Raw genomic sequence first — 22,988 nt, 5'->3', positions numbered from 1 at the left:
AAATGTAAGGATAAAACATGCGGATCGCCATGATTGCCGCGATGGCAAATAATCGTGTTATAGGTAAAGACAATCAGATGCCATGGCATCTACCCGAAGATTTACGTCACTTTAAGGCGATGACTTTAGGTAAACCTGTGGTGATGGGGCGAAAAACATTTGAATCCATTGGACGTCCTTTACCGGGCAGACATAATATTGTCATTACACGCCAGCTAGATTACGCCATTGAGGGGGTATCTTGTGTTAGTTCATTTGATGAGGCCAAAAAAATCGCTGGCGATTGTGATGAGTTAATTGTAATGGGTGGCGGTCAACTTTATGCTGAAATACTGCCGTTTGCTGAGGTTATGTACCTGACATTGATCAAGCTTGATGTTGAAGGAGATACTTTTTTTCCCGCTTGGAATGAACAGGAATGGCAAGTTTCACAAACCGAAAGTGTTACAAATCATGATGGACTTGAATATAGCTTTAACACCTTAGTGAAAAAGTGTTAAATTAGTGTGCTTTTTACCCTTGAGCAAGAATTTGTATCACATATTCTTAATAACACCGAATAATAAAGGAGTGTCAGATGCGTTTAGTGCCAATAGCGATCGCCGCCGTGATCGCAGCATCTTCAGTGTCAGCCCCAGTTCATGCAAATGCGGATCAATTAGTCGCTAATATTTGTGATTACGTTAAATCTGACGATAAGAATAGATTGCGTAAGAAATTGAAAGAGAGTCGCGTAAAGCTGCGCAATATTTATACAGGTATTTCTTGCGATGGGATTAGTCTCCTAAGAACCGCTTATGTTGCTAATGCCAACGATGTAGGGGAGTTCGTTGCTAAGCGCTTAGGTTCAGATGAATTAAGTGTTGTCGAAGCTGATGGTAAAGCTATTCTAGACTGGGCAAATGCCAATGGTCATAGCGCCAGCCCAATCACAGCTGCAGTTAAGGAGAGGCTAGGCAACTAGAGTCTCTAACACTAAGCAAGCTATTTAATGATAAAAACCAAGCCGAGAGGCTTGGTTTTTTGTTTTTTTGATTGGCCTTTAGGAAATAAAAGTTAGGATTTTTCTATTTTCTTGCCTTGATAAGGTTTTTGATAAGATTTTTTTTATCGAAAATTTCACCCTAGCGCTTCAATAACAACAAGGAAGCGCCATGAAACTTACTAAACTTTTCGTCAGCCTATTATTATCAAGCACTAGCTATCAGCTTCATGCCGGTGGGATTATTGATCCCATAGAGCCTATTCTAGTTACCATTCCCGCGGGCAGTTTTTCTATGGGCTCGATGGCACAGGCTAACACTCAGCCGGTTCATAACGTCACTATCAGCCAATTTAGTCTGGGTAAATACGAAGTCACAGTGAACGAGTTTAGGCGCTTTGTTGAAGCGACAAACTATCCTGTTCCACTAGAATGCCGCCATGAATTAAATGGCTGGTTTCAACCCGCATCTAAAGGAAATTGGGAAACAAATGCACTCAACACCAGTGAGTTTCAACCTGTGGTGTGCATCAACTGGAACGCCGCCGATGCCTATGTTAAGTGGCTCGCTAAGGAGACGGGCAAACCTTATCGCCTGCCGACAGAAGCCGAGTGGGAGTATGCCGCGAGAGCGGGCACCACAGGGGATTACTATTTTGAGGATGACGCCGAGCAAAGCCGAGTGTGTGATTATGAGAATGTTGGCGATCTGAGCGGCGAAAATATTTTGCAACGAGACGGCAATACCAGTTACTACAATTGGACAGGAAAGATTGCCAACTGCGCCGATCATTCAGGTTATGCCAGCATAGTGGGCATGTATAAGCCTAATCCCTTCGGTGTTCATGACATGGTAAGTAATGTGCTAGAAATGCTGGCAGATTGCGTATCAGAAGATTATAACAATGCAAGCAATGATGGCTCAGCCCACGTAAGTGGCGGCTGCGAAACCCGTGCTACCCGTGGCAGCAGTTGGCATTGGAGTCATTGGCCCATAGCTCAGCGGGGCAGTATCCCTACTGACTTCTCAGGTGGCGTAGATGGCTTTAGGGTTGCCATGGATGGCGAAGCCTCTAGCTTGCCAAAGGCGAGTCAGGCATTTTTGGCTGAGTTAAACTTCGCTCAAACCCAAGAGCACAAGCGCCGCGCGTTAGAGCCAACAGTCCCAGATCCTGTGACTAACCTTAAAATTCAGCAAGACCAAGGCACAGTGATATTAAGCTGGGATAAGAGTCTGCAGGATGATGTTGAAAGTTATCGTGTATATCGCAATAGTATTTCAGGTGGCATGGTTAAATTGCTGGCGACAAACTTAACCCAAACCCAGTTTACCGACACCCATGTAGAGCCGATAAAATACGACTATACCGTGGTGGCGGTAAGACGTCATATGCAAAGCCGCTACAGTGAAGCTGTATCTACTCAAGCTGCTTGGGTGAGTATACCTGGACGAGTCGAAGCGCAGTGGGCCGCCGATTACACGGGCAGCGCCCTAGGTCAAACATCCGATGTTGATGGCGGCTATAACTTCTCTGGCGCCGGCGGTATCGCCGATAAAGCCCTGTTGACCTATCAAATTGATGTCACTAAGGCGGGGCGTTATACGCTGGAATACCGAGTGGCATCGCCGCGGGACACTAAAGGTTTTGAGCTCTATAGCAATGATGAAAACCTAGGCGTTAATCTTGTTAGCAACACGGGGGGGTATCATGAATGGCAAACACAACAAGGGGCGAGTCTGTACCTGAAAAAAGGTAAGCATACTGTGATGCTCAAATCACTCGATAATAACTGGAAATTAAATTGGCTAGCTCTTAAGCCAGGTTAACCGCTTTAGCGCCGAGGATAAAACGAAAATAAATGGCAGCCATAGGGCTGCCTTTTATTTTATTCAAAGAAAGGTTAAGGATTAAAGTTTAAGTGCCACCAGGCTTAATTCATTGATTTCCCGCCAATAGGAGGTTGCATTCTCATCTATGTATTGGGAATAAAAATCATAATTGACCTGCGGATTTTGGGTGGTGCACAAGAGTAGTGCGGCATCCAAACTAAGCAGGCGCTCACCGGCTAGCCGTGCTTGCTCAAATGCGCGTTTGGCATGTTCTAGCATTGAAGGGCTTTGCTGCTGAGCTTGGGCCAATAGGGCTTTAAGATAAGAGTTGTGGGCATTATCTGTTGCTAGGTTTTCAACTAACGCTTGTGCTTGCATTAGCCTACGGTGTTTCAGGTAATAGTGTATTAACTGCTTACGGCTTGATTGAGCAACCCAGTGATCCGGTGTGAGGGCGGTAAACTCCAGCACTTGCTTTAAATGTGGCTCTTTCGCCGCGGCATTACTGGCAAAGATAGCGTAATGAAAAGGGATCTTAGCAAAATGGTAACTGGGGAGTTGATAAGCTTTCATTTTATCTTCAGCTTGCTGTAAGTAAAGATATTTATCCTGCTCTTGCTTATGTTTACTGGCCATTATCGACAGGTAAGTCAATGCATGTAATTCCCGCGCCTTATCCTTGGCAGTTAAAGCCAGTTGAGCAGACTTAAGTAAACTGGCTTTAACTGCTGGGTAATCATGATTTTGATGATCTAACCATGATTGGGCATTCCAGGCATCAGCCTGACGCTTTAAATCCGCTATGGTTTCAAAATGCTCAATGGCTAGCGCCAGTTTTTGCGCGCTTAGCTCAAACAAGGATTTAGCGGTTAAAATTTCGCTCTGGTAAAGCAGCCCATTTCCCAATTGTTGAGGCTGGTGTTGGCGCTTCCCTAAGACTGCTAATTTTTCAGCCATGACCATGGCCTTATCTAGCTCATCCATTTGGATATAAACCGAGATCAGTTGGCCAAGAATTATCAGATCCTCAGGCGCTTGCTGGTGGGCGATGGACAAGTTGGCTTGTTTGAGTTCGGGGGCTTGAGGCTGGCTCAGCAAATCATAGATAACAGGCTGATTTAAATGCTGCTTAAGCTGCTGGAGTAGATCCTGCTCCGATGCGCTGGTCAGTTGTCCTTGCCAATCTGCAAATGGACCTTTCAGCAGGAAATCCAAATAGTAGCTCTGGTTATGAGTGCGGATTTGACCTGTTAATACGAATGGATGAGTCCCTGCCAGTGCGGGATACTCAAGATCTGCTGAGGTTTCAAAATGGGCCGCGTCCAGTTGAGTTAAGGTCGTGAAATCAAAATCTGTATCATCATCCAGCGAAAGCTTTTCAGTACCATTGAGCTGAGTCATTGGGATGTAGGCGATGCTAATCCTTGAATGAGTATTTTCTTGTTGGTCCGGCCAGGGGAGATAGAAGGCGAGGACGCTAACCATAAGCATGCTCGCCAAGGCGAAATATAACCATCGGGGGCGTTTATTGTGACTCGGCACTGGTAGAGGTTGATATTGAGTTCGCACTGGGATTGTTGAGGACTGGGAGTCTGGGGTAACACGCACGGTTTCAAGTTGCCATTGATAACCCCGTTTTGGAAAGGTTTTGATGGCTTGGTTACCTAAGATACTTCTCAAGTGGCTGATATTTTGAAAAACCGCTTGTTCTGACACAGGTCTATTTTGCCAAACATGAGACAAAATATCGTCTTTGCTTAACACCTTGTCGGCGCGCTCAAGCAATAGCGCTAAGACCTTAGCTTCGTTGTGACGGATTGCCAAGGTAAGGCCACTTTTCGTCAGCAGCAAGCTCTCACTGTCAAATTCAAATTCGTTAAATCTATAATTCATTGTTTGTTCAGCGAGTTTATCGGTCTAATTATTGGTTTTCATCTTAACGTATTGGTAACAATAAAAACAGTGAGTACTCATCCTACAGAGGATGCGACAGTTGAGAGTTGAGGTGAGTGGTTGGGCGATTCAGAATCGTTCATGGGTTCAGTTACCGAGGGAGCTATCTAAGTGTAATGAGCTGTAATACTCGCTTTTCTTTATTTATGACACTCTCTAATGGTGAAGAATATAGAGGGATCTGACATTGACACTTTTTCATGGAATATGAATGCGATGGGCCATTGAATGGCTGCTGAGCTGTTTGTTGCAACTGAGTCACAGTTTACAACTTAGTTAAGTCATCGCAATTTTAAAGCCAAATTCTTTAGCATACATCAGCACTAATTCTCTGCATTAACATGAGCTTACCTTGGCGGTCTTGGCACTCTTGGCGCTCTTGGCTAAATCCAGTGAGAGCTTTGGGTTTGATGAAGCGCTCACCCAGACAGACTAAACACTATATTTTAAAGGATAAAATAATGAGTCACTCTACGACACTGCAAACACTCAACGATATCATCATAGCTAATCAGTCAGGTCTTGATAGCAGCAAATACACGGTTTGGGTTGCGGGTTTTATGCAGCAAGCAGGGGATGCGACCGGCTTCTATATCCTCCAGCCAGACGGAAGTTTTGCCGCTGCGACCACAACCACTCAAGCCCAGTTTATCGACATCAATGCAGGTCTTACCGTCAAGGTGCCGGATGTGACTAACTCAGGTAACAATCGCTTGGTGTTCACTGTCACTAAGGCGAGTACCACTCCAGCTGACTACCCCTTAAACGGCTATACCGCCTATCCCTTTAACGCGGCGCCTGGGGTTTGCCCTCCAGGGCCATACGACATCTTTGAATTTGGCCCCAATGCCCAGTATGACGTTTCGGCGGTGGATGCCTTCGGCATTAACCTCTCCTTTAGTGTCTCTGGTGATGCCTCTGTCTACGGCGCTATGGTACCGCGTTCAACATTAGCCGCCACCTTCGCGTCTTTTACTCAAGCAGACCCCAATGGCGCCGCGTTTGAGCAATTGTTGTTCACAAGCCCCACTGGCGAGGGCTATCCAGAATTAATTGAGGCGCAATTCTCCGCCATAGTGTCCCCCAAAGATTGGCTGGCCATATATCCCAGTGCTTCAGGTTTAAGCGGTTACTGGAGCAAGACCACGGAGGCGCTTTTTAGCAAGGGCAATCAAATCAATTTCTATTTAAATGGTGCAACTGTGGGCACTTATTCTGGCAGCAGTGACGGCACTCAGTTTACGCTGAGTGGCCCTAATGGGCTTTCTATCACGATTCCTAAAGCGGATTTCGAGGGGGATAAACCTTTCTTTCAAGCGGTACGGGCACAGAATAGCAATGAATCCGTGCTTGAATACCAGGCCTTCGGTCAGATTGAGGCGGCGATATTTGAAGCTTTCTCTCGAGGCGTAGTACTAGACGGCGTGGTTGATAGTAAGGCTGTAATCAAAGAACACTACACTTCGGATGCGTGGACCAACACAGATAACTGGTACACAGATCATCCTAATAGTTACAATAACGCCAAGAGCCTTTACGACGTCTACGCCAAGTTTTTCCATTGCGCGACCATCCCAGTTGCAGTGGCAACGGCCAGCGGGAAAGACAAGACTGAAGCCATGAATATCTTCGGCAAAAATACTGCTGGAACCTTTGCTATGGCTTACGGGTTTAGCCTAGACGAAAACCCTAATGTGGGCTCAAGCACCTTGGGGATCCCAACCCAAAGTTGGCCTAGCAGTCAAAATGTGCCCTCGAAAACCCCAGGGAATGTGGGTAGCGGTCAAACCGTCAGCCTCACCTTAGGGGCTTGGAAGCCATCAGCTGCTTAAAGCTATGATGCCGTGGGAGTTATGCCGCTGTGGGGGTAAGGCTGTTGCGGTGTAATGCTTTTACAGTGTAATTGTAGGGCAGTAATCGCGAAGTCATTGCGATGTAAGAGTGCGGCTATAGCAGGGTAATAGTCTAATAGTCTAATCAAGAGTCATGGATGACTCTTGATCCATTCTGGCTGTATCGAGCCAGTTAGTCTGATCTTTCCAGTTAGTTTAACTAATGAGTTATAGTTTTCTTCAGGGGGAGGGTTAGACGCCTCAGGAAGCCCAATTAAGTGCTTTTAATCTTTTTCTGGTGGCTGAAGCAATGACACAAAGCCAGCCACTAAAAACAAATGCTAAAGAAAACCACCGAAGGAATTCCCAAGGCTGAGTTGTAGATTCAAGACTACCATAAGCTATAGTTTTATAATTGTTATTAACTAACCAATTAGGAAATTCTCCTTGCTGCAAACGCCTCTTATAACTCCCCTCTTCGCCACCACCAACAGCCAGAGTAAAAGAGGGATATGGCTTTAACACTAACTCGTAATCTAATGAACCAGCAGGCCTATGAACACATGTCCAAAACAAGCATACAGTGACAAATAACAATATGATTCGAAATTTCAATTGGTACTAACTCTCAATAAAAAGGGACTTATATGTGTAGCGTAGCGAAACCGCGCCAACTGTTAGCAGTCTAGTTTTAGTTACTTGCTAGCCTGCTAAAAGAGAATAAACAACACATCCGAAAATAACACTAGAAGGTAAAGAACAAATCAGTTTAAAAGGGGGTTGTTAACTTTTTTGGTTTTTTCCTGAAATGATAAAATATGGTACCCAGATAACTGATGAATAAATCCATATTAACCCAATTAGTATGTTTCCTTCCTTATTCCTGAATTTGAGATACTGCTAAAAATCTTGTACTCAAGTGTTTAATGGTGGCATCGAGCTAGATCTTGTGACTTGATAGGCACACAGAAGTTAAAAAGGTGAACCATGATGCTTCGCGAGACGACCGTCCGCCCCATGGACGGGGCGGTCGAGCATCCACGGACGGACTTGCTGCGTGTCGATGATCGAGCATCATGGCAAGCCTGTACTCTAAGTGTATTCAGTTTTGTTCTTCGATCTCGCGCATTGGACTAACGTCTAGAGTGACGTCGTCAACTTATCCCTATGGGCTTGGACGCAGCGTCTCAGCTGCTCACACACCCCGTGATAGCTAAAAGTGGGAGAAGAAACGAGATTAACAGATAAGGTCTGGTTTGCATGTTAAATGTATAAAAATAAAGCGCTTTACTTCAAGTGCTTAGGATATATAGTATTAATTTAATCAATAGCCTACGCGTCTAAGTAAATCTAGAATGGGTGTAAAAGCCGCTAAGCCAAAATAAGGATAAGTTATGAGTTACGATCTGTTTTTAAAACCCAAAAGTGGCGAGTTTTCTAAAAAACAGTTCGATGCGTACTTTACTAGTCGTGAGCATTACACTCTCGAAGGATCACAAGCTTGGTATCAAAACGAAGCTACTGGCGTTTATTTTGTATTTGAATACCAAGATAAGGAAGATGCCGAAGAAGGCTATTATCCTATTGTTTTCAATATGAACTACTTCAGGCCAACATACTTCATCAAAGAAGCTGAGCCGGAAGTCATAGAATTAAAATCAAAATTCAATTTAGAAGTTGATGACCCTCAAAAGCATGGAATGGGTTCTGGAGACTTTGACGAAGATAAATTCAAGAGTGGGTGGCTTCATGGGAATGAATTTGCTTATCAATCTATTCTGAAAGACAATTCAGATGTCTTTAGCCTCCCCACCAAAAAACTGGAAAATGTCTGGTCATGGAATAATAACAAAGAATCTCTTCAGGAACAGACTGAGGATGATGTATTTGTTCCTTCTATTATGCTGTTGAATTATGAAGGACGAGTTGTCACTGCATGTGTATGGCCTGACGCAATCTCATCAATCATACCTCCAGTCGATATATTGTTGATCGGTAGAAAGGAGCTGGCCCCGAGAAAACTGTTCAAGAAAGTAGAGGATATGGTGTTAGGCGATTGGGGGCAGCTAATGCCAATTTTTGAGAAGCATAAGGCGAAGATGCAGGGAGATGCTTATTATCTTCATTATCACTCAGTGCCAAATGAGATAAAAAAGCATATACAAAACCTAAAATCATTCGATATTTCATCGTTGGAAAGGCTGTCAGTTGATCAAGTATTGAATGAAGAGTTGGTACAAAAGTATGTGGTTTAACAAGTGGCTGTTAGAGGATGTAACGAAGGGGCTGATAGTTAAATTCTGAACCTAGTCTTTATGTCAACCAGTAACACTAAGGTCAACAAGGTGAACCATGACGCTTCACCACGAGAAAGGCGAGACGGCCGTCCATCCCATGGACGGGATGTTCGAGCCCTCATGGATGGCTCTTGATCTCAAAAGAAGTCGGCGTGTCGACGAGACTTTTTATGATAGAAATGGGCCATGTCAAGCCTGTATGGCAGAGTGTCAGTGACAGATTAGCATCGGAGTTGCCACATAGATTAAAAATCAGCATGCTTCTGTTAGTGCATCATGATTAAATTCTGACGCGTTTATGTCCAAAACTGCCAAGCCCGCGGCATGTAAACTGACCTCTATCTGGACCGCATTGTCATAGGCTATTATGTGTCCATCACACTGTTAACTTAAGGCTGTCATCCATTGAGTAATTTAAGCGTTTATTTATTACTGCCGTTTAGCATATTGGTGGGCTTTTCATTTGCCTCCCAAGCGGGGATTAATGCGCAATTAAGATTAGGGCTGAGTAATCCTATCCAAGCCGCCTTTATCTCATTCTTAGTCGGGACGATAATTTTAGGCATCATTGCCTTTATTCAAGGTGGCGCCTGGTTTAAACCCAATGCCTTAACCACAATCCCATGGTGGGCCTGGTTGGGCGGTTTTTTGGGGGCGTTTAATGTTGCCATGTCGATTTTTTTAGCCCCTAAATTGGGTGCCTTAGTGTTAGCGGTTTCCATTGTCTGTGGCCAAGTCATCGCCTCGCTAGCCTTAGATCAACACGGCTGGTTGGGTTATCCAAAAATTGAAATCAGCGTTAATCGAGTCTTAGGGGCCGTATTTTTAATTATTGGGATGATTTTAGTGGCGAAGAAATAGAGGCATACATTAGGTTCAATTGCTTAGCCAGGGAAAACAAAAAAGCGCCAATAGGCGCTTTTTTGTTTTTTACCTCTGAGATAAATCAAGTGCTGAGTGCTGGTGGGATTTGTTCCCATTGGCATTTTTTTGCTTCAACGTCGCAATTAATAACAGCGACTGGCAGAGATTAGTTACTCATTTGCGCCTTGATGCGCACGCAGCGGTGTTCTTCCTGGCGTGCTTCCAGCACAGCTCTGCGGGTGAGGGCTGTTAGGTTAGTGTTAGTGTCTAACACACGGTCTAAGGCACTAATGCCGGCGTAACTGCATGAAGTTGGGATAAGCTTTGCACCGTAACTGCGCATAAACACAGGACCCTTGTTGTCCGTGTAGGGCAGATTAGCCAGACGCTGTTCGGCAGTGGCGGCACTAAAGAGCTGCTGCTCGCTGGGGTAGAGGTTATCCATGGCGACGCGAATTTTAGAAAACGGCATATGTTCGTTGTTTTCTATGGTGTTTAACCATTGGCGTTTAAGGGCGGCTTCTGGGCGAATGACTTCGGCGGCGATAGCGGCTTTTTGGCCAGCATCCGAGTTGTCTTGATGTTTTTCAGCCTGTAGACGCTGCACGCTTTGGGGGAAATCGTAGCGATTCAGCTGCCTGATGATATCCCAGCGCAAGTCTTGGCTCAGGGTTAAACCTTGAACTTTCGTCTTACCGTCCAGTAGCTGGCTTAAGTGGCTTAAGGCTGCGCCATTGTGAGAGAAGGCCACATAGGCATCGAACCAACGGCGTTGGAAATCGCTGTCTTTATGGCTTTCCATGGCACGGCGCAGACTCATCTGGCTAAAGGCTTTGGCGACCTTATCTGTGTAGGCTTTCTGGCTTGGCGCCATTGCATTGAGGTAGTCCATGGCTTGGTGCAAGTTAGCGATGACTTGGCCCAAGATGGTGTAATCTTGCTCTAAAGGGGCGTTAACTAAGGCGACATTGATAAACTGATCTAACCCGGTTTTACCGTCGACTACGCTGTCCCATAAGCTTTGCCATAACATGGAACGTAGCAGCGGATCGTGTACATTGCTCAGCTCTTGCTTGGCAGTTTTAAATGATTTTTCATCCAGCTGCACTTTAACAAAACCCCAGTCCTCGAAATTGGGGTAGACAAGGTCGGGGCAAATTTCACCCACAAGTTCTGGTACATTCGTGAAGCGTCCCTTATAAGTTACCGCAACCACTTGTTGCTGTTCAAGGTAATGACGGCCCTTGTTAAATAGGGCTACTTGCACTTTTTGCTCTCTCAAGGTAGGTAATTCAGGGCTTGGCGCAGATTGAATTAGGGCAAACTGGCTTATCTGATTACCACGGCATTGGAATTGTACTTTAAGGCTGTTTACTCCAGCGCTGTAGAGCCATTCTTTAGTCCAGCGGCTTAAGTCTCTATTACCCGCATCGGCAAGGCTGGCAATAAAATCGGAGAGCTGCGCATTTTGGTAGCTGTATTTGGTGAGGTATTTACTCACACCTTGGCGAAAAACATCATCCCCCAGTAAATGACGCAATTGCTTTAATGTCGAGGCACCTTTTTGGTAGGTAATGGCATCGATATTATCGAAGGCATTAGCCGAGGTGGCCACTGGCACTTCGATGGGGTGGGTGGTGACTAGGCTGTCCTGATGGTAGGCTGTTTGTTTGCCTTTGGCATAAAAGGTGCGCCAAGCATGATGAAATTCAGTCGCTTCGCTGGTGGCCAAGGTGCCCATAAACGAGGCGAAGGATTCATTAAGCCACAGGCCATTCCACCATTTCATGGTGACTAAGTCACCAAACCATTGGTGGGCCATTTCATGCATGATAACCGAGGCTAAGCTCTCTTTTTGCTGTGCTGTCATCGGTGCGCTGGTGAGGAAGTAATTCTCTGAAAAGGTAATCGCCCCGGCGTTTTCCATGGCGCCATAGAGAAAATCTGGCACTAGCAGTTGATCGTACTTCTTAAAGGGGTAGTTAATGCCAAAATAGCGGTCGAAAAAGGCTAGCCCTTGACGAGTGTAAGTAAACCAATCTTGGGGAGCGACTTGGCTTACTACCGACTGACGGGCAAAGAGGCGCATGGGGTAGGCGGCGGAATTATCCTGCCACACATGGTATGGGCCGGCATGCATTGAGAAGTTATAAGGACTGAGTTTAGGCGTCAGCGGGAATTGCCATAACTTAGTGGCGCCCCGTGCTTCTATGCTGGATTCGCGCATAGTGCTGATTACGTGCCAGTCGGCGGGAGCGATGACACTAAGCTGATAGTTGGCTTTAAGATCAGGTTGGTCGAACACGGCAAACATCTGCTGGGCGGCGGCAGGCTCAAAATGAGAGTACAAGTAAACCTTGCCATCCACAGGGTCAACAAATCTGTGTAGGCCTTCGCCGTTAGTGCTGTGCTCTCGGCTAAAATCCACTTCTATGGTGTTTTCACCTGAGGTTAATAGACTCGAGTTAATGGTAATGTAAGCGCCATTATAACTGGGGTACAGCTTAGTGCCGTTGACCACGAAGCGAGTGATATCGGCCTTATTTAAGTCTAAGGTAATGGCTTTACTGGTACTGGATAAATTAAAGGTCACCTTAGTGCTGGCAGTAAAGCGGCTTTCACCGGTGAAGGTATAAGCGAGCTGGTAATTGACATCGGAAATCACCTTGGCGCGTTCTTGGGCTTGAAATTGGCTGATAGAAGCTGTGCCATCACGTTTTGAAGGAGACGTGCTCTGGTTAGTCGAGCAGGCTGCAAGGCTAGCAAGGGTGACTGACAGGATAAAAATGTTGCGCAAGTTCACGAATGATTTCCTATTTGGGTCAAAGTGCCAGTAAAAAGCCGACAGGGTAGTCGGCTTTTTGGGCTAAGTTAGCTCGGGATTATAATCCTAAGAAAGACTTAGATCTCGTTTTTCTGATTTCTTTTTCATCGGACCACTCAATCAAGCCTGTTTGTAAGTCCATTAGGCGCATGGTCATCTTGTAATACACGTCTTTAGTGCTGCCATCTTGCTTAACTATGCTAGATAAGTTGCCATAAAGCATGAACTGGGCACCAATCTGACGACCAAATTTGATGGCCGTGCTTGGGTCAACCATGCCTGCATTGTTTTGGTAATCCAGTTGCTTACGTACGGCGTCGACTTTGGTCATATCGATAAAGCGGAACTTGCCTGAGCGAAGCAACTTGTTGCTTATTGTGTCTGTGACTGATTCTGTGTCGATATGCTCAGAGGTCTTGTTTTTAATCTTATCCACAAAGATGATGGGGCGGCCGGTATCGGTAATGGACATCACAGGGGGGAACACCATCATGCTGTCGACCATCTTGGCGGCTATGGCTTGTAAGTCGGTAGAGCCAAAGTTTTCGTTGACGGTTTCTACTTCAGTGGCATCGCCATATTCAACCTTAGATTGACAGGCACTCAGGCCCATGACAGCGGCTAATACAAAAATAATTTTTAACTGTTTCATAGTTATTTCCATTCGTTTAAGTGGGCCTTAGTGTTGATATTATTACCTTTAATAAAGGTGGTTGCTGTTACAGTTTACCTACAAGATGACAGAATAATAACGGTAATTTCCCAAGGTTTCTATTACCCAGACCAAGGTGGTTCTGTTGGCTTCCACTTGGACATTGATGCCATTGGCTTGAGTTAGGCTCAGCGGGTAACTCCCCACCGGCAAGTATTGTTTGGCAATTTGAGCTTGCCTTGGCAAGGTTAGCCAGCTGCGTCTGTCGGCTTGCTCTGATACCACATTGAATATTTGCATCAAAATTGCGGCTGGGTCTAGCTCATTCTGCTGACTCTTTGAATCGCTGCGCACCCTACGTGCCATCTCTGATTTAGTATACACACGCAGTGCTTGGCGCACTAATGCCGCCGGCAAATCTTCTTTTAATGCATTGATAGCTAAGGCATCGATATTGGCAATGGGTGCAGCGCTCAACGGCGTCGGCAGGCCATAAATGGGGCTAGGCATAGGCGCTAAACCATTGTTGGTATAGGTTGCCATAGAGGCGGTTTGCCAATTGTCGTGCAGCCGAAAGGGAATGGTAATGCTTTGTTTTTCAGGGACAAAACCCCGCTCAACAATAAACACCACTTGACCGTCATTGGCCTGAGGGATTTTAGGTTCTCCCCAGCGGCGGCGATAATCTTCAAACTCCTCCATAGCTAAGTCTTTGGCGAGACGGACTAAGTCTTGCTGCAGGTTAGGGTTGTTCGGGCTTATCTGGGCGGCTTTGCGATAATCGATAAAGGCATCATTGGGTTCACCGAGTAATTCATGTAATAGACCGGTAATGTAGTAGCTGTAGGCATTTAAAAATGAGCTGGTCACAGTGCCCGCCGCAGAGGATAAGCGGCTGACTTCGTTGTCTATGGCGCCATTGGCCATGGATTGCACCGACTTTTGTGATTTCTCGTAGCGTCGCTGCTCGCTCGCTTGCAGTTCATTACTGCGGCGCACTTCCACCAATGCCCCTTGTAGATCGCCACTGAACAAGTAGTTTAGTGCCTGATATTGGTGCAACATAATGCGCTCAAAACCAGGTCCTCGATAAGGAATGCTATTGTCATTAAGCACTAAGCCACTGGCATTAGCCCCCACATTAGACAGGCTGATTTTGGCTCGCTCATCGAAGGCTTGATAGGCGCGCATGGCACTCTGGTAGTAGCCCTTACTGGCACTGAAGTCACCGGTGATTTGCGCGATACGCCCCGCCTCCTGGGCATACAACAAGCCATCATTGCCATCGATATTATCCGTAATATCATCAAGCTTGGGCGCACTTTGACTGGCTAAGGCTTGCTTTAACGGCTTAATTTGCGACGGATAATTGATAAAAACACTGTTCATGGCACAACCAGACAGGCATAAGCTGAGGCAAAATCCTAAGGCTATTCTCATGCTGGGTACGCCTGTTTCTGCTGCTGAGCAAGGCGCTCTATTAAGGTTATGCCTTTGATATGGTCGAATTCATGCTGAAAAATACGTGCCTCAAAATCACTGAAGCTTTGTTCGATAAACTCACCTTTAAGGTTTTGAAATCGGGTGTCAATCTGTTGCGAGCGGACAATACTCATTCTGCTATCTGGAATAGAAAGACAGCCCTCAATGCCCGCTTGGGTTTGTGTGGAATAAGACAATATCTGCGGATTGATTATCACCCTAGGCTCAGTAACTGGCGCGTTGGGGTAACGCTCATTAGGGCGAGATGCCATAACGAACATGGCAAGTGGGCTGTGAACTTGTCCAGCCGCTATGCCAACCCCGTTTGCAGCCATCATGGTCGCCAGCATATCATCAGCCAATTGGATTAAGCTGGCGTCAAATTGACTTACTTTGACCGCGATTCGATTAAGAATAGGCTCACCGGTTATCGCTATGGGCAGTATCTGGCTCGAAGACATGATAAGGCTTGGTACTCCAGTTGAATATCGCTCTATGATGACAGTTGTAATTAACCCACCTTCGCAGTGAACAAGCGGAACCACTGCAATGGTTTAAGGTTAGCTAATGCAAGCGAACATGTTACTCATTTTAGTAATGGGGGGGTGGTGTCTCTTCCGATTCCGATGCCATGTTGCTGGGCTCAATATCCATTAATTTATTGACCATCAAGGATATTTGCTGTTGCTGCTTAGCCACTAATTGGTTGAGTTTTATCACTTCTTGATTCAACTCTTCAACACTTAGTTCCTGAAAAGCCAATTTAGTTTCCAAGTCTTCGATTTTTTGTTGCAACTCTTGCATTGATGCCTCTGAATGTTAGCGCGATTAATATTGCAGGTCCCAAGACTCCAGCAGACCTTGACTGCTGATACTCACAAGTCGCCTTGGACTCTGGCGTGCCACCGAGTATACAACGGCGCCGCGGTTTTGGTTATCCTTAGTCACTTGAACTTGGCGTCTGGCGATTTTTTTGCCGGTTTGACTGTGCCAGAGGAACATTTCCTTGGAGGGTGTCCCTGTGAGTAGGTATTTGTCTTGGTCGATAAAACGTGCCGCCGAGAAGGTCATTTGACGACGCTTGATATCAAGGCGGGTCTTTAACTTGCCGCTTTGGCTGTGCCACAAGGAGGCATTGCCCATGATATCACTGGCAAAACTAATACTGGCGTCATCATTGAGTAATACCTTAGTGACCCTTGAGGCTAATTGCCAGCGCTGGATAGGTTGACCTGTATGAGCATGCCAAAGAATGACTTGGGCATCATTACCCCCACTAAGGGCATATTGACCATCGGCAGACACTGACACGCTGGTGACTTTTTCTGTGTGACCGAGGAATTTAATTAGGCTTTGCCTGTCATGGGCAAGAGACAACACCGAACCATCCACTAAACCCACTAAGGCTTGACCTGTGTTGGCCACCGCCACGGTTTGCCCCGATGCGGGTAAGGACCACCAACCCACAGACTCGCCAGTACCCAAAGACCACAAGCCTAAAGATTGATTGGTTAAGGTGGCGGCATAGGCCGCGTTGGCGGACAAGGCGGTGGCAATGACATTGCTTTTTCCTTCACCTTGATGCCAAGTGTATTTAATGCGTTTTTGTTTGAGATCCCAGACTTGCACGCCTTGGTGCGCAGTACTAACAATGGCGAGACTGGCATCATGGGAGAGACTGGCGCTATAGCTGGCTTCTTGAGTTAAGGTCAACACTTCTTGGGCCGCCTTTTGACAGCCAAACAGTAAGCTTGAGTAAAAAATCAGCATAAGCACACGGATCATGAACTTGCCCCTTGAAAAATTGTCTCAAACGCAGTCATATAGTGCATCTTGGAATTTTAGCCAAGAAGCGAGTTTGAACATTATTTAATGTTAGCCCAATGGAATAACCTGTCTAACTAGTATAAAGTGGCTAACTAATTATAACTCTAGGTTATTGTAACCACTAAAGGACGCTGAGGAAGCTTTAATGAAATCTATTTACAAATTATCGTTAGTTGCATTAGCCGTAGTTGGCTTGAGCGCATGTAATCAAGATCAAGACGTAGCTAAAAAAGTAGAATTAACAACTGACGCACAAAAAGAAGCTTACAGCGTAGGTGGATCTATTGGCCGTTACATGTCAGGCCATATAAAAGAACAAGAAGAATTAGGCTTCGCTGTTGATAAAGCATTAGTTATCAAAGGTTTCAGCGATGGTTTAGGCGAAGACATGCAACTGACTGAAGAAGAAATGCAGACAGTGTTGCAAGGCCTAGACAAGAAGTTAAATGACAAGCGTTTAGCCCAAGCTGAAGAGTTAGCGTCTAAGACAGTCGAAGAAGGTAAGAAATTCCTCGAAGACAACAAAGCCAAAGAAGGTGTAACAACCACTGAGTCTGGTCTACAGTACGAAGTACTGACAGCGGGCGCTGGCGATAAGCCTGCGGCTGAAGACACAGTTGAAGTACATTACCGTGGCACGCTAGTCGATGGTACTGAGTTTGATAGCTCTTATACTCGCGGCGAAACGGCTAAGTTTCCACTTAACCGTGTTATTCCAGGTTGGACCGAAGGCGTTCAGTTAATGAACGTTGGCGCTAAGTATAAGTTTGTTATCCCAGCTGAGCTTGCTTATGGCGAGCGCGATACTGGTACTATTCCAGCAAACTCTACCTTAGTGTTTGAAGTTGAATTGGTTTCAATCGAGAAAACAGCGGATAAAGCGGCTAAGGTTGCTGACGCAGCGGCGAAAAAATAAGCCTGTTGTTATCGCTAATGAAAAAGGACGCTTAGGCGTCCTTTTTTGTGTCTGCATAAAACTATAAAAACTATAATAGTCGACAGAATAGGGCGGCTGAAGTTGCCCTTGATAAAACTATAGCCACTTAAGGCGATAAAAGATCAGCATCTGCATGGCGATAATGACCGCAAGTCCAATGCAGAATGCACTAAAAGCCCAGTCGGTTTCAGCCCCTGGAATACCCCCTATGTTGACCCCAAGTAAGCCGGTGAGAAAGCCTAACGGCAAGAACACCGCCGAGATCAATGAGAGGAAATAGAGCCTTTGGTTTAATTGCTCAGCTTGCTGTGATTGTAATTCTTCATGGGTTACCCCAGCTCTATCACGAATGGTGTCCAGATCTTCGATGACGCGAATTAAAATCTCGTTAATTTCTCTTATGCGCACTTCATCGGCTTCATCGAACAAGTCATTGTGGTCATTGAGCATTCGAAAGAAGGCTTCTCTTTGCGGGGCTAAGTATCGGCGGGTGACGACAGTCTGTCGTCTTAACTCGGCGATATCATTACGCAGATTTTTATTCGCCCTTGTTACCACTTGCTCTTCGAGTTCATCAATTTCATCTTCTAACTTACTGATGAACTCAACTTTTCTGTGGGTCAGTAATTCACAGAGCTGCATGATAAACGCGGCGCTGTCCACAGGCCCTTTCCCATGTTTAATCTGTTCAGCTAGGCTGTGAATGGATTGCAGCTGGCGCTCACAAGTGGATATTATCCTGTGCTCTTCGGCATACAGACGCACAGATACCATGTCTTCTGGATCAGAGCCTGGGTTTAAGTTCACCCCACGAAGTGCAAGCAACATGCCTCTGGCTGTATTCAATACCCGCGGACGGGTATCTTGAGCTAACAAGGTATCCACTTCAACTTTCGACAGGCCAGCTTTATGCACCCAAGCTTGAGCCTGAGGTTCACGGTAACGCAAATGCATCCACAGCAGGCCGTCACTGGGTTGCCATTGTTCAACTTGCGCTAAGGTTAAACTTTGTCCTGCATTAGGGCCTGTGAGTAACAAGCTATAAATGAAACCTGAAGTCATTGAAAATCCTATTTTATTCTTATATTTTGAAGCGGTTAATTTGCAGTTATGCGCTTATTAATCGGTAATAAGCTCATGATAGTAGACCCATCTCGTGCAAAACAAGCTTTTACGAATTTTGTGGTTAGATAAATTAGTCTATAGAGCGGCACACTTAGGCTTCATAGGTTAAAATAGCTAAATCATCAGTTGAATTGAGTTTTATCATGGAATTTGAGTTTCGCCGTAATCGTTTGGATGGCACTGTTTTTGCTGAATTTAGTATGGAACACGTGGCACTCGGTCGCTGGTTTGCCCAAGAGCTTGGCCAAGACGTATTAAGTGCTCAAGCTATTTTGGCCCAAATCCACAGCTTACAAGGCGGTAAACAAACTCAGTTCTTCCAAGCTGGAAAAGATATCAGCCTAGATATGGATCAAGAGCAAGTGAGAGTGTTTGTTAACTCAATAGATTTTGATGAAGATTTTGAGCTGGATGAAGACATGTCACTCTATGATACTGAATCTGAAGCCTTCTGCGGTTTAGAAGACTTTGAGCACGCGCTGCGCAGTTGGCTGAATTTTCTGCAGCAAGACTAAGGCATAGGACCTCAATTCCTTGCTATAAAATGATACAAAAATATTAACTACAGCGAACACTTCTGTTGATATAAGACAACCCCCCACTTGCCAATCCCTATTAGCCTGTTGCAGGCTTTCCTAAGACAAGTGATACAGCACTTGTCTTGCGTCTGTGTCCTTGCTTAGTCCTCCTAAATTTTGTGAAACAGCAGCTTTCAATGGTTAATTCATCCTAAGTATAAAGACTGAATAATAATTCTATTGACTAGACTTTAGGATTATTTTCCTGCTGTATTAGTTTTTTTACAAAAAAAATAGAGTTTGAGCACCAATTTTATCCTGTTTATTTTTCCGTTAGTCACTGTTATTGCTTTACTTATAGTTAGTTGTGTTTTTAATGTTCTCTGTGGTGGATGGTTAAGTTGTTTTGTATCAATAGTATAGGTTGAGTTTTTGTTTTTAAAATGTGAGTTAGAAGCTTTTTATTATCAGTGAATTTTGGGACAATCCCGCCGAAAATTAAAAAAGAGTAATAACAATATTACTCAATATGGGGTTGATGATATGAAAATGGTAACTAAGTTAACAAGTTTGTCTCTGGCAATGGCTGCAGCCATGCCAATGATGGCAAGCGCTGAAGTAATGATTACCGAATATGTTGAAGGTAGCTCAAATAACAAAGCGATTGAAATTTATAACAGCGGCACTGCCACGGTTGATTTGACGGGTTACAAACTAGTTCAATATAGAAACGGTGATACAGCAGCAACAGATATGGCGCTATTAGATGGTCAGACTATCGGCGCAAAAAAATTAAAAATTATTAAAAACCCAAGTGCAGCACTGGGTTTAGCCGCTGGTGTTGATGCCATCGACGGCAACGCTATTTATTTCAACGGCTCTGATGCGGTTGCTTTGATGAAAGACGGCGTTATCGTCGATGTGATTGGTGCTATTCCAACGCCTACGGATTGGGGCAAAGATGTCACAATCCAGCGCAAGATGGATGCATTGTCAGCGAGCATGACATTTGATGAGACTAAGTGGACCACTCTACCTCAAGATACATTTTCAGGCCTAGGTAGCCTAGGTGCAGCTCCAGCGCCAAGCGCGCCAGTATTTAGTTGCAAAGGCGCGAAAATTGTACCTATATATCAAGTGCAAGGTGCGGGCGAATCAAGCCCACTTGTTCCTGAAGGTAAGTATGAATCAGATGCGGAAGTCACAGTACGTGGTGTTGTCACTGCCCGTGGTGATAGCTTATTTAAAGGCTTCTATCTTCAGGAAGTGAATGGCGATAACTCACCTTATACTTCAGATGGTGTATTCGTATTCTTAGATGCTGCTGCGCCAGACTCGATTCAACCTGGTGTTGAAGTTTGTGTTCAAGGTAAAGTTAAAGAGTATTACGGCCTCACTCAAATCGATATCAAGGCTGATAAGAAGTTTGAAGTGGGCGCTCAAGGTGAAGCACCAGCTGCAACCCCTTTCTATGTTGCCGATGGTGAAACCTTAGCTGAGGCCTTAGAGCGTTATGAAGGCATGAATATCGAGCTAGATGCAGGCAGCGATATGAAAGTGAGCCGCACTTTCAGCTACGATTATGCTGCCCGTCGCAACAACATGCTTGCCTCTTACAAAGCACCATTAATGAAGCCGACTCAGCTTTATCCTGCCATGTCTGATGAAGCCATTGCATTGGCTAAAGTGAACGCGGCTAATCAATTATTCATCGAGTCAGATTTTAAAGCCGCCGATGGCGTTGTACCTTACTTCCCCGATTTTAATGCCGAAACGGGCTATATCCGTACTGGCGATCAACTGACTAACCTGCAAGGTGTGGTGGGTTATAGCTACGGTGCTTATCGTTTAGTGGCGACTAATACCGTTGTCGCTGGTGATTTCATCCGTAACAATGACAGAACCGATGCTCCTGAAGTGGCAACACTTGGGGACATTCGTGTTGCCAGTTTTAACGTACTTAACTTCTTCAACGATGCAGTGGGTGGTGATGCGAATCCAGGTGGTAGCAATCGTGGTGCATTAACTGAAGAAGATATGCTAAAGCAGCGTACTAAGATAGTTAGTGCAATTACTGCCATGAACGCCGATATCGTTGGTTTAATGGAAATTGCTAACAATGGCTTTGGCGAGCAGAGTGCAATTCAAAACCTATTGACGGCATTAAATGCTGAACTCACAGCCGATGAAGCCTATAGCTTTGTAGAGCTTGAAGCGGCTGATAAGTTTGAAGGTAAATACTTTGGTAGTGATGCCATCACAGTAGGCATGTTATACCGCGCCAAAACCGTGAGTTTAGCCAGCCCTGCCAAGGTGATTATTACTCCAGAACAACACGCTGCAGAAGGCGTTGCGACTCGTGAGAAAGCTGGCAAGGTTGAAACTAATACGGGTAATGATGCATATCAACGTCACAGCCTCGCGCAAACCTTTTCTATTCAAGATAAAAAGTTAACTGTCGTGGTTAACCACTTTAAGTCTAAAGGTTCAGGCTGTTTAGAGGATTGGGTGAGCTTTGAAGACAAGTCAGATCCCGCTGACATGCAAGGTAAGTGTAACGAGTTCCGCGTTTCTGCTGCAAAAGTATTGGGTGAGTCACTCAAAGATGTCGAAGGTGATTTGCTGGTCATTGGTGACTTAAATGCCTATGGCATGGAAGATCCGCTTCGTGTGTTAACCGATTATGATGCAAGTCAATCTGATCGCGATATCGTTACAGCCTCTTGGACTACCTTAAACGGTAAGATCTATGAAAAAGAAGGCACTAAGATTGAAAAAGGCTATGGTCTAATTAATTTAAACACCAAAGCTCATGGCGTAAGTACTTATTCTTACAGCTATAATGGTGAATTAGGCAATCTTGATCATGCGTTAGGTAACGCGAGTCTTGCGGCAAAAGTCGTGGGCATAGAAGATTGGCATATCAACTCTGTTGAGTCGACGCTATTCGAATACCCAAGCAAATTTACTGGTGATTTATTGAAGTCTGATAATGCGTTTTCTGCTTCAGATCACGATCCTGTGATTGTAGCGTTAAGCTACCCAGCGCCAGTGGTCACTCCTGAGCCAGAGCCAAAACCAGAAGTCGTCAAACGCAGTGGTGGTAGCCTAGGTTACTTAGTCCTGATGATGCTTGCAGGTTTTGGTCTTCGTCGTCGCAGCTAAGCGAGTGACGTACAGTAACAAGTATTGATCAACTTAAAGGGATGCGCTTAGCATCCCTTTTCTTTTCTCCTTTTTATCTTCCCACTTACTCATCTTGAAACATCAGCTGGCCAGCGCCTCGAGTTGGCACGTTGGCATGCTCCTTAGCCCTAATCTGAGATGCGCCACTTAGGTGCACTCTGATGCTTACAAGTGTTAACTATCGCACCTTATTGGTGCAATACGCCATTCATTTTTCATGTTATTTATAAATTATTAAATTAATACAAATACTTACCTTGTTGGCTCGAAGCTTGAATTAATAATCTAACATTTCGGATTCAATTTATAAACAATTGGGATTTTAGGGGGCAGGATGAAACTTGTGAGTGCGATTATTAAGCCATTCAAATTAGACGACGTACGCGAAGCCATCGCTGGCATTGGCGTTGAAGGCATGACTGTCACTGAAGTGAAAGGCTTTGGTCGTCAAAAAGGCCATACCGAGCTTTATCGCGGCGCCGAGTATCAGGTGGATTTTTTACCTAAGGTCAAATTAGATATTGCCATCAAAGAAGAGCAGGTTGAGTTTTTGGTCGAGGCCATCATAGCTGCAGCGCGCACAGGAAAAATTGGTGATGGAAAAATTTTTGTGACAGAGCTTGAGCAAGTGGTGCGTATTCGCACCGGCGAACTCGATAACGAAGCATTATAAGAGGT

General features: G+C 45.1%; 19 protein-coding genes. 10 read left to right on the top strand and 9 right to left on the bottom strand.

The genetic code is table 11. The features are described 5' to 3' along the window. Nucleotides 1-17 precede the first annotated feature (17 nt). The 3 genes from folA to SDEN_RS15175 all read left to right on the top strand — a co-directional run bounded on the left by folA (nt 18) and on the right by SDEN_RS15175 (nt 2,810). Nucleotides 18-500: a type 3 dihydrofolate reductase gene (gene folA, locus SDEN_RS15185; protein ID WP_011497349.1), complete on the top strand. Its 483-nt coding sequence runs from the start codon at nt 18-20 to the stop codon at nt 498-500. Between the two features lie 77 nt (nt 501-577). Continuing rightward, on the top strand, nt 578-964 hold the full coding sequence (locus SDEN_RS15180) for a DUF3718 domain-containing protein (protein WP_011497348.1): 387 nt from the start codon (nt 578-580) through the stop codon (nt 962-964). 190 nt (nt 965-1,154) lie between these two features. Next, on the top strand, nt 1,155-2,810 hold the full coding sequence (locus tag SDEN_RS15175; protein ID WP_011497347.1) for an SUMF1/EgtB/PvdO family nonheme iron enzyme: 1,656 nt from the start codon (nt 1,155-1,157) through the stop codon (nt 2,808-2,810). Nucleotides 2,811-2,891: 81 nt separating this feature from the next. Here SDEN_RS15175 and SDEN_RS15170 read toward each other — a convergent pair whose 3' ends face one another. Beyond that, a complete protein-coding gene (locus SDEN_RS15170; RefSeq protein ID WP_011497346.1) occupies nt 2,892-4,706 on the bottom strand; it encodes a winged helix-turn-helix domain-containing protein in 1,815 nt (604 codons plus the stop codon). Between the two features lie 521 nt (nt 4,707-5,227). Here SDEN_RS15170 and SDEN_RS15165 point away from each other — a divergent pair. Then, the gene (locus tag SDEN_RS15165) at nt 5,228-6,598 is read left to right on the top strand and encodes a hypothetical protein (protein WP_011497345.1); all 1,371 of its coding nucleotides are present in this window, start codon (nt 5,228-5,230) and stop codon (nt 6,596-6,598) included. Nucleotides 6,599-6,859: 261 nt separating this feature from the next. Here SDEN_RS15165 and SDEN_RS20700 read toward each other — a convergent pair whose 3' ends face one another. Then, nucleotides 6,860-7,123, bottom strand: coding sequence for a hypothetical protein (locus tag SDEN_RS20700; protein WP_041405835.1), 264 nt, complete (start codon nt 7,121-7,123; stop codon nt 6,860-6,862). Nucleotides 7,124-7,992: 869 nt separating this feature from the next. Between SDEN_RS20700 and SDEN_RS15155 the strand changes: the two genes are divergently transcribed. Further along, nucleotides 7,993-8,853 (top strand): hypothetical protein, encoded by an 861-nt coding sequence (locus SDEN_RS15155; RefSeq protein ID WP_011497344.1) that lies wholly within the window; start codon nt 7,993-7,995, stop codon nt 8,851-8,853. Between the two features lie 447 nt (nt 8,854-9,300). Further along, nucleotides 9,301-9,756: a DMT family transporter gene (locus SDEN_RS15150; RefSeq protein WP_011497343.1), complete on the top strand. Its 456-nt coding sequence runs from the start codon at nt 9,301-9,303 to the stop codon at nt 9,754-9,756. Between the two features lie 169 nt (nt 9,757-9,925). Here SDEN_RS15150 and pepN read toward each other — a convergent pair whose 3' ends face one another. The 6 genes from pepN to SDEN_RS15120 all read right to left on the bottom strand — a co-directional run bounded on the left by pepN (nt 9,926) and on the right by SDEN_RS15120 (nt 16,502). Next, the gene (gene pepN / locus SDEN_RS15145) at nt 9,926-12,562 is read right to left on the bottom strand and encodes an aminopeptidase N (RefSeq protein ID WP_011497342.1); all 2,637 of its coding nucleotides are present in this window, start codon (nt 12,560-12,562) and stop codon (nt 9,926-9,928) included. A gap of 79 nt (nt 12,563-12,641) precedes the next feature. Beyond that, on the bottom strand, nt 12,642-13,235 hold the full coding sequence (gene lpoB / locus SDEN_RS15140; protein ID WP_198134603.1) for a penicillin-binding protein activator LpoB: 594 nt from the start codon (nt 13,233-13,235) through the stop codon (nt 12,642-12,644). A gap of 78 nt (nt 13,236-13,313) precedes the next feature. Beyond that, a complete protein-coding gene (locus tag SDEN_RS15135) occupies nt 13,314-14,675 on the bottom strand; it encodes a COG3014 family protein (protein WP_011497340.1) in 1,362 nt (453 codons plus the stop codon). After that, nucleotides 14,672-15,178 carry a peptide deformylase gene (def, locus tag SDEN_RS15130; protein ID WP_011497339.1) on the bottom strand — a complete coding sequence of 169 codons (507 nt, stop codon included), beginning with the start codon at nt 15,176-15,178 and terminating at the stop codon, nt 14,672-14,674. Before def ends, SDEN_RS15135 begins: the two co-directional genes overlap by 4 nt. 130 nt (nt 15,179-15,308) lie before the next feature. Next, nucleotides 15,309-15,521 carry a SlyX family protein gene (locus tag SDEN_RS15125; protein ID WP_011497338.1) on the bottom strand — a complete coding sequence of 71 codons (213 nt, stop codon included), beginning with the start codon at nt 15,519-15,521 and terminating at the stop codon, nt 15,309-15,311. Between the two features lie 24 nt (nt 15,522-15,545). After that, a complete protein-coding gene (locus SDEN_RS15120) occupies nt 15,546-16,502 on the bottom strand; it encodes a WD40 repeat domain-containing protein (RefSeq protein ID WP_011497337.1) in 957 nt (318 codons plus the stop codon). Nucleotides 16,503-16,689: 187 nt separating this feature from the next. Here SDEN_RS15120 and fkpA point away from each other — a divergent pair, with 187 nt between their 5' ends. Further along, the gene (gene fkpA / locus SDEN_RS15115; RefSeq protein WP_011497336.1) at nt 16,690-17,460 is read left to right on the top strand and encodes an FKBP-type peptidyl-prolyl cis-trans isomerase; all 771 of its coding nucleotides are present in this window, start codon (nt 16,690-16,692) and stop codon (nt 17,458-17,460) included. Between the two features lie 117 nt (nt 17,461-17,577). Here fkpA and SDEN_RS15110 read toward each other — a convergent pair whose 3' ends face one another. Continuing rightward, nucleotides 17,578-18,543: a zinc transporter ZntB gene (locus SDEN_RS15110; protein WP_011497335.1), complete on the bottom strand. Its 966-nt coding sequence runs from the start codon at nt 18,541-18,543 to the stop codon at nt 17,578-17,580. A 206-nt stretch (nt 18,544-18,749) separates the two neighbouring features. On the opposite strand from SDEN_RS15110, the gene SDEN_RS15105 reads away from it, so the two are divergent. The 3 genes from SDEN_RS15105 to glnK all read left to right on the top strand — a co-directional run bounded on the left by SDEN_RS15105 (nt 18,750) and on the right by glnK (nt 22,983). Continuing rightward, the gene (locus SDEN_RS15105; protein ID WP_011497334.1) at nt 18,750-19,121 is read left to right on the top strand and encodes a YacL family protein; all 372 of its coding nucleotides are present in this window, start codon (nt 18,750-18,752) and stop codon (nt 19,119-19,121) included. A 546-nt stretch (nt 19,122-19,667) separates the two neighbouring features. Continuing rightward, the gene (gene exeM / locus SDEN_RS15100) at nt 19,668-22,289 is read left to right on the top strand and encodes an extracellular exonuclease ExeM (protein ID WP_011497333.1); all 2,622 of its coding nucleotides are present in this window, start codon (nt 19,668-19,670) and stop codon (nt 22,287-22,289) included. Nucleotides 22,290-22,644: 355 nt separating this feature from the next. Further along, nucleotides 22,645-22,983, top strand: coding sequence for a P-II family nitrogen regulator (glnK, locus tag SDEN_RS15095; RefSeq protein ID WP_011497332.1), 339 nt, complete (start codon nt 22,645-22,647; stop codon nt 22,981-22,983). Nucleotides 22,984-22,988 lie beyond the last annotated feature (5 nt).

Origin of the sequence: Shewanella denitrificans OS217 (assembly GCF_000013765.1) — a bacterium.
GTDB classification, from domain to species: Bacteria; Pseudomonadota; Gammaproteobacteria; order Enterobacterales; family Shewanellaceae; genus Shewanella; species Shewanella denitrificans.
Note: the sequence above shows the minus strand (reverse complement) of the source record. Positions and strands in the feature narration are given on the sequence as shown.